Annotated in this window: 11 protein-coding genes; 7 read left to right on the top strand and 4 right to left on the bottom strand. The window is 70.8% G+C overall.

Annotated features, from left to right (window positions below; all coding sequences use genetic code 11):
- Nucleotides 1-110: 110 nt before the first annotated feature.
- Both FG385_RS23155 and FG385_RS23160 read right to left on the bottom strand, forming a co-directional pair.
- Nucleotides 111-2,402: a helicase gene (locus FG385_RS23155; protein WP_407645531.1), complete on the bottom strand. Its 2,292-nt coding sequence runs from the start codon at nt 2,400-2,402 to the stop codon at nt 111-113.
- A 211-nt stretch (nt 2,403-2,613) separates the two neighbouring features.
- Nucleotides 2,614-3,594, bottom strand: a complete 981-nt coding sequence (locus FG385_RS23160; protein ID WP_139098875.1) for a heme o synthase — start codon at nt 3,592-3,594, stop codon at nt 2,614-2,616.
- A 291-nt stretch (nt 3,595-3,885) separates the two neighbouring features.
- On the opposite strand from FG385_RS23160, the gene tkt reads away from it, so the two are divergent.
- From tkt to FG385_RS23195, 7 genes are all read left to right on the top strand, one after another.
- Nucleotides 3,886-5,988: a transketolase gene (gene tkt, locus FG385_RS23165; RefSeq protein ID WP_139098876.1), complete on the top strand. Its 2,103-nt coding sequence runs from the start codon at nt 3,886-3,888 to the stop codon at nt 5,986-5,988.
- A gap of 23 nt (nt 5,989-6,011) precedes the next feature.
- Nucleotides 6,012-7,121: a transaldolase gene (gene tal / locus FG385_RS23170; RefSeq protein ID WP_139098877.1), complete on the top strand. Its 1,110-nt coding sequence runs from the start codon at nt 6,012-6,014 to the stop codon at nt 7,119-7,121.
- 1 nt (nt 7,122) lies between these two features.
- The gene (locus tag FG385_RS23175; protein WP_139098878.1) at nt 7,123-8,745 is read left to right on the top strand and encodes a glucose-6-phosphate isomerase; all 1,623 of its coding nucleotides are present in this window, start codon (nt 7,123-7,125) and stop codon (nt 8,743-8,745) included.
- The gene (gene zwf / locus FG385_RS23180; RefSeq protein ID WP_139098879.1) at nt 8,742-10,271 is read left to right on the top strand and encodes a glucose-6-phosphate dehydrogenase; all 1,530 of its coding nucleotides are present in this window, start codon (nt 8,742-8,744) and stop codon (nt 10,269-10,271) included. The genes FG385_RS23175 and zwf overlap by 4 nt, the downstream gene beginning before the upstream one ends.
- Nucleotides 10,272-10,383: 112 nt before the next feature.
- A complete protein-coding gene (opcA, locus tag FG385_RS23185) occupies nt 10,384-11,358 on the top strand; it encodes a glucose-6-phosphate dehydrogenase assembly protein OpcA (protein ID WP_139098880.1) in 975 nt (324 codons plus the stop codon).
- Nucleotides 11,355-12,134, top strand: coding sequence for a 6-phosphogluconolactonase (gene pgl / locus FG385_RS23190; RefSeq protein WP_139098881.1), 780 nt, complete (start codon nt 11,355-11,357; stop codon nt 12,132-12,134). Before opcA ends, pgl begins: the two co-directional genes overlap by 4 nt.
- A 147-nt stretch (nt 12,135-12,281) precedes the next feature.
- A complete protein-coding gene (locus FG385_RS23195) occupies nt 12,282-13,460 on the top strand; it encodes a sensor histidine kinase (RefSeq protein WP_139098882.1) in 1,179 nt (392 codons plus the stop codon).
- Nucleotides 13,461-13,608: 148 nt separating this feature from the next.
- On the opposite strand, the gene FG385_RS23200 is transcribed toward FG385_RS23195, so the two are convergent.
- The gene (locus FG385_RS23200) at nt 13,609-13,950 is read right to left on the bottom strand and encodes an RNA polymerase-binding protein RbpA (RefSeq protein ID WP_139098883.1); all 342 of its coding nucleotides are present in this window, start codon (nt 13,948-13,950) and stop codon (nt 13,609-13,611) included.
- A 52-nt stretch (nt 13,951-14,002) separates the two neighbouring features.
- Entirely contained in the window at nt 14,003-14,233 is a 231-nt protein-coding gene (secG, locus tag FG385_RS23205) for a preprotein translocase subunit SecG (RefSeq protein ID WP_139098884.1), read from the bottom strand.
- Nucleotides 14,234-14,239: the final 6 nt, after the last annotated feature.

Genomic DNA, 14,239 nt, shown 5'->3' on the forward strand with positions numbered 1-14,239 from the left:
ATCAACGGGAAGTCGACCTACGCGAGTCGGATCGCCGTGGCTGCCGGTCGGATTGGTATCGATCGACACAGTACGCATGGCGCACACCTTATCCGGGGCCTGACCAGTCCTTATCCGGCACCCACAAGTGGTTCCAGCTGGTGCTCGGTGTAGACGACGCCGAGCCGCCGCGTCGCCCTCGTGAGCGCGACATACAGGTCGTTCCAGCCCCGTGAGGAGGCGGCCACGATCTCCTCGGGCGCGACCACGAGCACCCCGTCGAACTCCAGGCCCTTGGCCTCCTCGACGCCCAGCAGCGAAAGCCGTTCGTCCTCGGGCAGCACCGCCCGCAGGGCCTCGAGGCGCGCGAGCGGGCAGAGCACCGCGACGGTGCCGCCGCCGGCCGCCCGCAGCTCTTCGTCCACTGTGGACTCCAGCGAGGTGCCCTCCAGCGGGCGCTGCCAGGGCTCGATGCCGCTCTCCCGGACCGAATCCGGCGCCCGCAGCGCGGGATCGACCCTCGCCAGCGCGCCCGCGGCGAGATCCATGATCTCCGCCGGGGTGCGGTAGTTGACGGTCAGCTCACGCAGGCGCCACCGGTCCCCGACGTACGGGCCGAGCATCTCCTGCCACGACGAGGCCCCGGCCGGCGCGCCGGTCTGCGCGACGTCGCCGACGAGCGTCATCGACCGGCTCGGGCAGCGGCGCATCAGCAGGCGCCAGTCCATCGGCGAGAGCTCCTGCGCCTCGTCGACGATCAGGTGCCCGAAGGTCCACTTGCGGTCGCCCGCCGCACGTTCGGCCGCGGTCAGCTCGCTGCGCGCCTCCTGGCGTTCGGCGAACAGTTCCGCGTCGAGGATGTCGCGCACGCGCAGGATCTCCTCGTCGATGATCTCCTCGTCCTGTTCGAGGATGTGGAGCACGCCTTCGGCATACGCGCGCTCCTCGCGCTCGCGCCGCTCGCGCTCGGCGCGCTGCTCGGTGTCGTCCTCGCCGAGCAGTTCGGCCAGCTCGTCGAGCAGCGGCACGTCGGCCGGGGTCCAGCGCGATTTCACCGGCCGGGCGAGGAACGCGCGCTCGGTCTCGGTCAGCCGGCCGCCCGCGGCGGAGGCCAGCCGGTCCGGCGAGGTCAGCAGATCGCGCAGGAGGCGCTGCGGGGTCAGCCTCGGCCACAGCGAGTTCAGTGCGTCGTGCACCTTGTCGGAGTTCGCCAGCTCCGTGCGGATCTCGGCACGGTCCCGCGCGTCGAGCACGTCGGCGTCGGCGGTCTCCCCCGCCCTGAGCGGAATGTCGGGCACGCCCTCGAACAGGTCCACCTCGAACCGTTCGGCCGCCTGCGCGGCGAGCGATTCGAGCAGTTCGCCGACGAAGGCGCGCCGGGCGAGGTTGTGCGGTTGGAGCGTGCCACGGGCCTTCGCGCGGGCGCGCTCGCAGGTCTCGCGGTCCAGCCTCAGCACGCCGCCGTCGAATTCGACCTCGAGGCAGTCGTCCGGGACCTGCTGGCGATCGGCCACGGCGTCGGCGAGGATGTCGACCATGACCTGGCGGCCCTTGATCTCGGCGGCCTCCCGGCCGTCCTCACCCGTGGCACGGATACCGGGGAACAGCTGCCCCACCGTCGAAAGCAGCACGCCCGTCTCGCCCAGCGACGGCAGCACCTGGCCGATGTAGCGCAGGAACGTGCTGTTCGGCCCGACCACCAGCACACCCCGCGTCGCGAGCTGCTGGCGGTAGGTGTATAGCAGGTACGCCGCGCGGTGCAGCGCCACGGCCGTCTTGCCCGTGCCGGGGCCACCCTGCACGACGAGGACGCCGCTGAGCTCGTCGCGGATGATGCGGTCCTGCTCGCCCTGGATGGTGGCGACGATGTCGCTCATCTCACCCGTGCGGTGGCGTTCGAGCGCCGCCAGCAGCGCCGCCTCGCCCGCGAGGCCGAGGTCATGCCCCTGGTCGGCGGCGTGCAGGTCGAGGATCTCGTCGTCGAGGGCGACGACGCGGCGGCTCAGGGTGCGGATGTGCCGGCGCCTGCGTACGCCTTCGGGCGAGGCGGCGGTCGCGAGGTAGAACGGCCTGGCCGCCGGGGCACGCCAGTCGAGCAGCAGCGGTTCGTAGTCGCCGTCCTCGTCGAACAGGCCGAGCCTGCCGACGTACACCGTCTCCCCGGCGTGGAAGTCGAGCCGGCCGAAACACAGCCCCTGCTCGACGGAGCCGAGTTGCGCGAGGCGTTCGGAGTAGGTGGTGGTGGCGACGTCGCGTTCGGTGCGGGCCTGCGGGGTGCCGCCGGTCTGCCCGAGCACCGATGTCAGGCGCCGCTGCGCGGCCTCGCGTTCGGTGTCCAGCTTGCGGTAGAGCATCGACACGTGGTCCTGCTCACCGGCCAGGTCTCGGATGCTGTCGGGTTCCCGTTCTGGGGACACGGACAAGGCAACTCGCCTTCGCTCGGGTTCGGATGGGTCAGCCGAGAATCCAACGACCCCGCCCACCGGAGAATTCCCGCGTGTCGGCTCCGCGCGACACCGAGTTGGCCGCCCGCGACACCGAGTTGGCCGCGAGGGCACGCCCGCCGTCGCTACCGGCCAATTCACCGGCGTTGCACGCAAACTCGGTGACCTGGCCGACGAACACGCCGGAGGGTCAGAAGGGGAGGCCGAGGGTGGGCAGGCCGATGGCCGAGTCGACGGCGAGCGCGCAGAACACGATCATCAGGTACGTGTTCGAGCGGTGGAACAGAGCCATGGGCTTGGTTTCGACGCCGCGCGCGACCTCGCGCCGCAGGCGGTGGGCGTAGAACAGGAACCACGCGCCGGCCAGTACCGCGAACGTCGCGTACAGCCAGCTGGTGACGGGAAGCAGCAGCAGCGTCCAGCCGACCATCACCCACGAGTAGACGACGATCTGCCGCGCCACGTGCTGCGGGGTCGCCACCACCGGCAGCATCGGCACCCCGGCGCGCTCGTAGTCCTCGCGGTACTTCATGCCCAGCGCCCAAGTGTGCGGCGGGGTCCAGAAGAAGATGACGCCGAACATCACGAAGGCCGGCCACTGCACCGTGCCGGTCACCGCGGCCCAGCCGATCACCACCGGCATGCAGCCGGCAGCCCCGCCCCACACCACGTTCTGCGCGGTGCGGCGCTTGAGGCCGAGCGTGTACACGAAGATGTAGAACAGGATCGTCGCGATCGCGAGCACGGCGGCCAGCAGGTTCACCGTGAAGTACAGCATCACGAACGAAGCCACGCCGAGGACGAGGCCGAACACGAGCGCGTGGCGCCGCGGCACCGAGTCGCGCACGAGAGGGCGCCGCTTGGTGCGGTTCATCACCTTGTCGATGTCCGCGTCGATCACGCAGTTGAGCGTGTTCGCGCTGCCGGCCGCCATCGTCCCGCCGGCGAGCGTGGCCAGGATCAGCCACGGCGACGGGATGGTGCGGGCCGCGAGGAACATCGCGGGGATGGTCGTGACGAGCAGCAGCTCGATCACCTGCGGTTTGGTCAACGCGAGATACGCGGCCGCGCGACCACGGAGCCTGGCCAGGCCACCGGCGGGCGGTTCGGCCCCGGGGTGGCCGGCGCTGGTGCGGTCACTGCGGCCGTGCGCAGCGTTCACCAACGACATTTCGCTCCCTGGGTCAGATTCGGGCGGCGTCGGCGCGGAGCCGGGACACCACAACTGATCGTAACCGCGGGTTGCCGGCGCACGTGTGGAGGGGCTCCTGTGTCGGCCTTCCGGCGCCCGGGTACCCGACCTACTAGGCTGCCCTCGGAAGGCCTGCCGCAGCTGTCGCGCCTAGCCCCCAGCCAGGAATATTGTCTCTTCGGGATCGATTGAGATGAGTGGGGTCTCGTGCGCGTGCGCACACGCCAGGTGACGTAACAGACAACGACGAGCACCGGGAGTTCGAGTTCAGTGTCCGATACCGCCTCTATCAGCGAGAACAGCCCTCTGCTCCGGCGGAACGTGCCCGCCGACTGGACCGACCTCGACACCCGCGCCGTGGACACGATCCGCGTGCTGGCCGCGGACTCCGTCGAGAACTGCGGCAGTGGCCACCCCGGCACGGCGATGAGCCTGGCGCCGCTGGCGTACACGCTCTTCCAGCGTGAGATGCGGCACGACCCGGCCGATCCCGACTGGCCCGCGCGTGACCGCTTCGTGCTTTCGGCCGGCCACTCCAGCCTGACCCTCTACATCCAGCTGTACCTCGCCGGCTACGGGCTGGAACTCGAGGACCTCAAGCAGCTGCGCCGGTGGGATTCGAAGACCCCTGGCCACCCGGAGTACGGGCACACCAAGGGCGTCGAGGTCACCACCGGCCCGCTGGGCCAGGGGCTGTCGAACGCGGTCGGCATGGCGATGGCGGCCCGCCGCGAGCGCGGCCTGCTCGATCCGGGCGCCGCGCCCGGCGAGAGCATCTTCGACCACCACATCTACGTGATCGCCTCCGACGGCGATATCGAGGAGGGCGTCACCTCCGAGGCCTCCTCGATCGCGGGCCGACAGGAGCTGGGCAACCTCATCGTCTTCTACGACGACAACAAGATCTCCATCGAGGACGACACGAACATCGCGCTGTCCGAGGACACCGCGAAGCGGTACGAGGCCTACGGCTGGCACGTGCAGACCGTCGACGGCGGCGAGGACGTCGTGGCCATCCAGGAGGCGATCAAGAACGCCAAGGCCGATCCGCGGCCGTCGTTCGTCGTCCTGCGCACGATCATCGGCTACCCGGCGCCCAAGAAGATGAACACCGGCAAGGCGCACGGTGCCGCGCTCGGCGCCGAAGAGGTCGCCGCGGTCAAGCAGATCCTCGGCTTCGACCCGGAGCAGAGCTTCGTCGTCGACGACGAGGTCATCACGACCACCCGCAAGGCGCTCGACCGCGGCAAGCAGTGGCGGGCCGAGTGGCAGGAGAAGTTCGACGCGTGGGGCACGGCGAACCCCGAGCGCAAGGCTCTCGCAGACCGCATGTCCACCCGCTCGCTGCCCGAAGGCTGGGCCGAGAAGCTGCCGAGCTGGGAGCCCGACGAGAAGGGCATCGCGACCCGCAAGGCCTCCGGTGAGGTTCTCTCCGCGCTCGCCGACGTGCTGCCGGAGCTGTGGGGCGGCTCGGCGGACTTGGCCGAGAGCAACAACTCCACGATGGCCGGCGCCGACTCGTTCGGCCCGGAGAAGGCCTCCACGGGCATGTGGAACGCCAACCCGTACGGCCGCACGCTGCACTTCGGCGTCCGCGAGCACGCGATGGGCTCGATCCTCAACGGCATCGCGCTGCACGGCGGCACCCGCCCCTACGGCGCCACCTTCTTCACCTTCTCCGACTACATGCGCCCGCCGGTGCGGCTGGCCGCGCTCATGCAGGTGCCGGTCATCTACGTGTGGACGCACGATTCGATCGGTCTCGGTGAGGACGGCCCGACGCACCAGCCGATCGAGCATCTCGCGGCGCTGCGCGCGATCCCGGGCCTGAACATGGTCCGCCCTGCCGACGCCAACGAGACCGCGGGCGCCTGGAAGGCCGCGCTGGAGGACAAGCACCACCCCTCTGGCCTCGCGCTGACCCGGCAGAACGTGCCTGTCCTCGAGGGCACGTCCGTCGACGCGGTCGGCAAGGGCGGCTACGTGCTCGCCGACGCCTCCAGCGGCACCCCGGACGTCGTGCTGATCGGCACCGGCTCGGAGCTGCACCTGGCGGTCGAGGCCCGCGAGGTTCTCGAAGCCGAGGGCGTCCGAACCCGGGTGGTCTCCATGCCGTGTGTCGAGTGGTTCGACGCCCAGGACGACGCCTACCGGGAGAGCGTGCTCCCGTCCGGGGTCAAGGCGCGGGTGGTGGTCGAGGCCGGTATCGCCCAGCCTTGGTACCGCTACGTCGGTGACGCCGGAGAGATCGTGTCGATCGAGCACTACGGTGCCTCGGCCGACTACAAGACCCTGTTCCGCGAGTTCGGGTTCACCGCCGACGCCGTGGCCGACGCCGCGCGCAGCTCGCTCGCCAAGACCAAGCAGTCCTGACCAGCTATAAGGGGATGAACGTCATGAGCGACCGACTTGCCCGGTTATCCGACGCGGGTGTTTCGATCTGGCTCGACGACCTGTCGCGCGAGCGGCTCGACACCGGCAACCTGGCCGGCCTGATCCGCGACAAGCACGTCGTCGGGGTCACCACGAACCCGACCATCTTCGCGAACGCGCTGTCGGGCGGCGAGGCCTACGACGAGCAGGTCCGTGAGCTGGCCGCCCGCGGTGCCGGCCTGTCGGCGGCGGTGCGCGAGCTCACCACGACGGACGTGCGCAACGCCGCGGACCTGTTCCGCGAGGTCTACCGCGCCACGAACGGCACCGACGGCCGGGTGTCCATCGAGGTCGACCCCCGCCTGGCGAAGGACACGGAGAAGACCGCGGCCGAGGCCCAGGACCTGTGGAAGACGGTGGACCGGCCGAACATCCTGATCAAGATCCCGGCGACCGAGGAGGGCCTGCCCGCCATCACCCGCACGTTCGCCGAGGGCATCAGCGTCAACGTCACGCTGATCTTCTCCGTCGAGCGCTACCGCGCGGTGATCGACGCGTTCTTCACCGGCCTCGAGCAGGCCAAGGCGAACGGGCACGAGCTGCGCTCGATCGAGTCCGTCGCGTCGTTCTTCGTGTCCCGTGTGGACACCGAGGTCGACAAGCGCCTCGACTCGATCGGCACCGACGAGGCCAAGGCGCTGCGCGGCGACGCCGCCATCGCCAACGCCCGGCTCGCGTACGCCGCGTACGAGGAGCTGTTCGCCTCCGAGCGGTGGGCCGCGCTGAAGGCCGAAGGCGCGAACCCGCAGCGCCCGCTGTGGGCGTCCACCGGCGTGAAGGACCCGTCCTACTCCGACACTCGCTACGTCGACCAGCTGGTCGTCGCCGGGATCGTGAACACCATGCCGGAGAAGACGATCGTCGCGACGGCCGATCACGCCGAGATCGACGGCGACAAGGTCACCGGCACCGGCAGCCAGGCGCAGGCCGTCTTCGACCAGCTCTCGGCCGTCGGGATCGACGTCCCGGACGTGTTCCGCACCCTCGAGGACGAGGGCGTGGAGAAGTTCGAGAAGTCCTGGCAGGAGCTCCTCGACACCGTCGAGGGCCAGCTGCGGAAGGCGAAGGACTGAGATGGCGGGGGAAGAGACCGGCAACGTGACCGTCTCCGATGAACTGCTCGCGGCGAAAGCCGCGCCACTGATCGACAAGCTGGTCGCGGACCAGATCGCCTCGAAGATCGCCGCCCAGGACGCCACGCTGTGGGGCCCGGACGCCGAGCACGAGGCCTCCATCCGGCTGTCCTGGACCACCCTGTACAAGTCCTCGCGCCCGCTGATCGGCGAGGTCGAGGCGCTGCGGGAGGAGCTGCGCGGCGAGGGTGTCGACCGCGTCGTGCTCGCCGGCATGGGCGGCTCCTCGCTCGCGCCCGAGGTCATCACGGCCACCGAGGGCGCGCCGCTGATCGTGCTGGACACGACCGACCCCGGCCAGGTCGCCGACGCGCTCGCCGGTGACCTGGAGCGCACGGTCCTCGTGGTGTCCTCGAAGTCCGGCGGCACCGTCGAGACCGACAGCCACCGCCGCATCTTCGTGAAGGCCTTCACCGAGGCCGGGATCGACGCGGCACGGCGGATCGTCGTGGTGACCGACCCCGGCTCGCCGCTGGCGGAACTGGGGCGGAACGAGGGCTACCGCACGGTGTTCCTCGCCGACCCGCAGGTGGGCGGGCGGTATTCGGCGCTGACCGCGTTCGGGCTCGTCCCGGCCGGGCTCGCCGGTGCCGACGTGGCGCGGTTGCTCGACCAGGCCGCCGCCGCGGCGCAGGTGCTCGGCGAGGACAACGCGGACAACCCCGCGCTGCGCCTTGGCGCGGCCTGGGCCGCCGCGCACGCCGAGGGCGCCGAGAAGGTCGTGCTGGCCGATTCCGGTTCCGGGATAACGGGTTTCCCGGACTGGGCGGAGCAGCTGATCGCCGAATCCACCGGCAAGCGCGGCACCGGGCTGCTGCCGGTCGCGGTGGCCGGGACGGACGCGCCGGGGTTCGCCGACGCCGGATCCGACGCGACCGCGGTGGCGATCGGACCCGCGAGCGCGGGCGCCAAGATCGCCACGGGCGGGCCGCTGGGCGCCCAGTTCCTGCTGTGGGAGTACGCCACCGCGATCGCGGGAAGACTCTTGGAGATCAACCCGTTCGACCAGCCCGACGTCGAGGCCGCGAAGGCTGCGGCCCGCGCGCTGCTGGACAACCCGGCCGCGCTCGAAGGCGGCGAGACACCGTCCGCTGTGGACGGTGCGGTGCAGGTGTTCGCATCGGAAGGCGTTACCACCGAAGGAAGTCTCGCCGACGTGCTCCGCTCGTTCTTCGCGCGGGCACCCGAGCACGGCTACCTCGCGGTGCAGGCGTACCTCGACCGGCTCGACGACGCCTCGGCGGCGCTGCTGCGCCCCGAACTCGCCAAGCGCACCGGGCTGCAGACGACGTTCGGCTGGGGCCCGCGGTTCCTGCACTCGACCGGGCAGTACCACAAGGGCGGGCACCAGAACGGGATCTTCCTGCAGATCACCGGCGACGCCGAGACCGATCTCGACGTGCCCGACCGCCCGTACACGCTCGGCAAGCTGCAGCACGCCCAGGCGCTGGGCGACGGGCAGGTGCTCACTGAGCACGGGCGCCCGGTGCTGCGGCTGCATCTGACCGACCGGGCCGCCGGCCTGGCCCAGGTAGTCCGTGCCGTCCAGGAGGTCGCTCCGTGAGTGAGCAGTGGACCAACCCGCTGCGCGATCCGCGGGACAAGCGCCTGCCGCGGATCGCCGGCCCGTCGAGCATGGTCATCTTCGGGGTCACCGGCGACCTGTCGCGCAAGAAGCTGATGCCGGCGATCTACGACCTGGCCAACCGGGGCCTGCTGCCCGCGGGCTTCTCGCTCGTCGGGTTCGCCCGGCGTGACTGGGCGGACGAGGACTTCGGGCAGCTCGTGCACGATTCGGTCGCCGAGCACGCGCGGACCCCGTTCCGCGAGTCGGTGTGGCAGCGCCTGTCCGAAGGCATCCGGTTCGTGCAGGGCACCTTCGACGACGACGACGCGTTCGACCGGCTCGCGCGGACCGTGCGCGAGCTGGACACCGAGCGCGGCACCGGCGGCAACACGGCGTTCTACCTGTCGATCCCGCCGAGCGCCTTCCCCGTGGTCACCAAGCAGCTGGCGCGTTCGGGGCTGGCGCAGTCCGACGACCAGTGCTGGCGCCGCGTGGTGATCGAGAAGCCGTTCGGGCACGACCTGGCCAGCGCCAAGGAGCTCAACGGCATCGTCAACGACGTCTTCCCCGAGGAGTCGGTGTTCCGCATCGACCACTACCTCGGCAAGGAGACGGTGCAGAACATCCTGGCGCTGCGGTTCGCCAACCAGCTGTTCGAGCCGATCTGGAACGCCAACTACGTCGACCACGTGCAGATCACCATGGCCGAGGACATCGGCCTCGGCGGTCGCGCGGGGTACTACGACGGGATCGGCGCGGCGCGGGACGTCATCCAGAACCACCTGCTGCAGCTGCTGGCCTTCACCGCGATGGAGGAGCCGCTCTCGTTCGAGCCGCGGGCCCTGCGCACGGAGAAGATCAAGGTCCTGCGGGCGATCAAGCCGTCGCTGCCGCTGGACCAGACGACCGCGCGCGGCCAGTACGCGGGCGGCTGGCAGGGCGGCAAGAAGGTGCCGGGCCTGCTGGCCGAGGCCGGGTTCGCGAAGGACTCCACCACCGAGACCTACGCCGCGGTGACGCTGGAGGTGCAGAACCGCCGCTGGGCGGGGGTTCCGTTCTACCTGCGCACCGGCAAGCGGCTCGGCCGCCGCGTCACGGAGATCGCGGTGATGTTCAAGCGCGCCCCGCACCTGCCGTTCGACTACACCTCGACCGAGGAGCTGGGGCAGAACGCGCTGGTGATCCGGGTGCAGCCGGACGAGGGCGTGACGATGCGGTTCGGCTCGAAGGTGCCGGGCACGACCATGGAGGTCCGCGACGTCACGATGGACTTCGGCTACGGCCACGCCTTCACCGAGTCCTCCCCCGAGGCCTACGAGCGGCTCATCCTGGACGTGCTGCTGGGCGAGCCGTCGCTGTTCCCGGTGAACGAAGAGGTCGAGCTGTCGTGGCGGATCCTCGACCCGATCCTGGAGCACTGGGCCAAGCAGGGCGCGCCGGAGCCGTACCCGCCCGGCAGCTGGGGCCCGGCCTCGGCGGATGAAGTGCTCGAACGTTCAGGCCGGAACTGGAGGCGACCGTGAGCCACAATCTGCGAAGCCCGGGCCACGGTCGCCGACCGGGTTGGGCCCCCGCTGTGGCACGCTTTCCCGCCACAGTAAGGGAGGGTGTCCCGCATAAGCACTGGAGGCGACCGTGATCATCGACCTGCCCTCGACCACCACCTCGCAGGTCAACCGCAAGCTCGTCGAACTGCGCGAGCGCGGCGGGGCCGTCGCGCTCGGCCGGGTGCTCACGCTGGTGATCGTCGACGACGACGGCGAGCATCTCGAGGAGCACATCGACGCGGCGAACGAGGCGAGCCGGGAGCACCCGTGCCGGGTCATCGTCGTCGCTCGCGGCTCCCGCACGGCCGCCGCCCGCATCGACGGCCAGATCCGCATCGGCGGGGACGCCGGGGCGAGCGAGGTGGTCGTGCTGCGGCTCTACGGCCCGCTGGCCTCGCAGGGCCAGAGCGCGGTCGTGCCGCTGCTGCTGCCGGACGCGCCGATCGTGACGTGGTGGCCCAGCGGGGGCCCGAAGTCGCCCGCCGAGGACCCGATCGGCCTGCTCGCGCAGCGCCGGATCACCGACTCCGCCGCCGAGCGGAACCCGATCCGGGCGCTCGGCACCCGCAAGAAGTCCTACACGCCCGGTGACACCGATCTGGCCTGGACCCGCCTGACGAACTGGCGCGCCCAGCTGGTCGCCGCGCTCGACCTGCCGCCGTACGAGGCGATCACCGCCGCCACGGTGACCGGCGAGGCCGACTCCCCGTCCACCGAGCTGCTGGCCGGCTGGCTCGCGGAATACCTGAAGATCCCGGTGAAGCGGATCAAGACGGGGTCCGCGCAGGGCATCGTGTCGGTCTCGCTCGAGCGGCGTTCGGGCACGGTCGAACTGACCCGGCCCGACGGCAAGGTCGGCACCCTGTCCCAGCCGGGCCAGCCGACGCGACGGATCGCGCTGCATCGTCGCAACACCAAGGACTGCCTGATCGAGGAGCTGCGGCGGCTCGGCCCGGACGAGATCTACGAGGCCGCGCTGCACGGTCTGGACAAGCTCGCCGCGAGCGCGCCCAAGGCGAGCAAACCCACGAACGGCAAGAAAGCGAAGGCGAGCGCGTCGTGACCGACACCGAGGTAGTGGTCTACGCCAACCCCGAGCTGCTCGCCGCGGCCGTCGCCGCCCGCCTGGTGACCCGGCTGGTGGACCTGCAGGCGGCCAAGGGTTCGGCGTCGGTGGTGCTGACCGGCGGCGGCACCGGGATCGCGGTGCTGGACCAGCTGCGCCGCTCCCCCGCCCGCGACGCGGTGGACTGGTCGCGGCTGGACCTGTACTGGGGCGACGAGCGGTTCGTGCCCGCGAACGACGGCGAGCGCAACGAGAAGCAGGCCCGCGAGGCGCTGCTCGACCACGTGCCGGTCGACCCGAAGCGGGTGCACGCGATGGCGGCCTCGGACGGCGAGTTCGGCGACGACGTCGATGCGGCCGCGGCGGCGTACGCCCGGGTGCTCGCGGACAACGCGCAGCCCGAGGACCACGGCGACGTGCCGGGCTTCGACATCACGCTGCTCGGGCTCGGCGGCGAGGGGCATACCGCCTCGGTGTTCCCCGAGTCGCCCGCGGTCCACGAGACCGAGCGTTCGGTGGTGGCGGTGCGCAACTGCCCGAAGCCGCCACCGACCCGCGTCTCGCTGACCCTGCCGGCGATCCGCCGCTCGCACGACGTGTGGCTGCTGACCACGGGCGCGGCGAAGGCGGACGCGGTCGCGCTCGCCCTGTCGGGCGCCGGCGAGGTGCAGGTGCCGGTCGCGGGTGCCCGCGGCCAGCGCCGCACGCTGTGGCTGCTCGACAAGGCCGCCGCAGGCAAGCTGTCCAACGTGTACCAGCCGCCGACGGCTTGAAGGTTCAGACCACCTGTTTTCCTCACGCTCCGCAAAATGGTGCGCCGCGGGCGTTAGCTTCCGCACATTTTTCTCCGGATCCGCGTCCCTGCGGGCAGCTTCGTGCATCTCACCGTCAAGTCCACAAGACGAGTGGGGGCCGATCACATGAGCACTCAGGGACTGCCCATCGGCATTTCGGTCGGCGGCGCGACAGCCCGCGAGGGGCACCGCACACGTTGGGCGGTACTGGCCAGACGGCATGCCTGGGTGCCGCTCGCCGTCGACGGCGCGGCCATCGTGCTGGCGGTGCTCGACGTCTGGCTGGTCATCCCCGACAAGGCGCCGCCGTACTCCATCTACCTTTCCGGGCTCGCCTGCCTGGTCCTGGCGGCGCGTCGGTGGCTGCCGTTCCTCACCGTGCTCGGGACGGTCCCGGGCTTCCTGACGGGCTGGTCGCAGCTGGCCGCGATGATCGCGCTCGGCATGCTCGCGACGCGCAAGCAGACGCACTGGCAGGTGTGGGTCGGCGCCGCGCTCGTCTGGGCCTGCCGGTTCATCCAGTGGCCGCTGTCCGATTTCGCCACGCTGAGCTGGCGCGAGCACGTGCTCGACGGGATCTACGGGGTACTCGTCGCGGGGATGCCGATCGCGATCGGGCTGCTCATCGGGGCCCGCGCGCAGCTGGCGCAGAAACTCGTCGAGCTCGCGGCGAGCCGGGATCGTGAGCAGCAGTTGCATGCCGACGCGGTGCGCGCGGAGGAGCGAGCGCGGCTGGCCAGGGAGATGCACGACGTCGTGTCCCACGACATCACGCTGATCGCGATGCAGGCCGGGGTGCTGGCGGCGAGCGACGGCACGAACGCGCAGCAGACGGGGCAGGTCATCCGGCAACTGTCGACGCGGACGCTGGAGGAGCTCCGGTCGCTGGTCGGGGTGCTGCGCTCGGGTGTGCGCGACGACGGCCCGCAGCCCGGTATCGGCGAGCTGGACCAGCTGGTGCGTAACTGTGCGGTGCCCGTGCGGCTGACGGTGGAGAGTGTGCCGGAGCAGTTGCCGGTGAAGGTGTCGGCGGCGGCCTACCGGACGGTGCAGGAGTGCCTGACGAACGTGCGCAAGCACGCACCGGGCGCCGCCGCGACGGTGGTGGTGCTGGGTGACGGCGACGCGCTGAAGGTCGAGGTGCGCAATGAAAGCCCGAGCCGCCCGGTCACGCCGCTGCCCTCGGGCGGGCACGGCCTGACGGGTCTCGCGGAGCGGGCGCGCCTGCTCGGCGGAAGCTTCGAGACGGCGCCGACCGACGACGGCGGCTTCACGGTGCGGGCGACCTACCCGGTCAAGGACTGAAGACCACCAACTGGACCGGCACCGCACTCGGGGGGTCCAGGGAGCGAAGCCCTCCCTGGCGGGGGTCTAGGGGTTCGACCCCCAGGAAACACCTGGCAGGGCGAGCGGTTCGCGCTTTCGGCGAACAGCTCGCCCCTCAAACGCCCTGCTAGATCTGGCGTCGCTGACGGAGACGCTCCAGCGCCTCGGCGAGGATGGCCTCGCCGTCGGCGTCGCTGCGCCGCTCCTTCACGTACGCCAGGTGGGTCTTGTACGGCTCGGTCCGTGGTGCCGCCGGCGGGTTCTTCTGGTCCTGACCGCCGGGAAGCCCGCAGCGCGGGCAGTCCCACTCGTCCGGGACCTCCGCGTCCATCGAGAACGAGGGACGTGACTCGTGCCCGTTGGCACACCAGTAGGAGACCCGGCGCCGTGGCGCGGACTCGCCGCGCTCGGACTCGCCGGATGGACCGGCACCGACCCTGGTGCCTCGAATCGCGTTACCGCCAACCATGAATCCTCACAGGGTGATAGGCGGCGCGCCCCCCATAGGCACGCCCGTGCACTCAGACCTTCAGCAACAGGCCCAACCCCACGATGCTGATCAACCAGACGGCACCGAGCAGCAGGGTGATGCGGTCGAGGTTCTTCTCAGCCACGCTCGACCCCGCGAGACTCGACTGCATCCCACCCCCGAACAACGAGGACAAGCCGCCACCACGCCCGCGGTGCAGCAGTACCGCGACGACCAGCAGCACGCTGGACGCGATCAACAGGATTTGCAGGAACAGCTTCATCTCATC

The organism is Amycolatopsis alkalitolerans, assembly GCF_006152065.1.
GTDB classification, from domain to species: domain Bacteria; phylum Actinomycetota; class Actinomycetes; order Mycobacteriales; family Pseudonocardiaceae; genus Amycolatopsis_E; species Amycolatopsis_E alkalitolerans.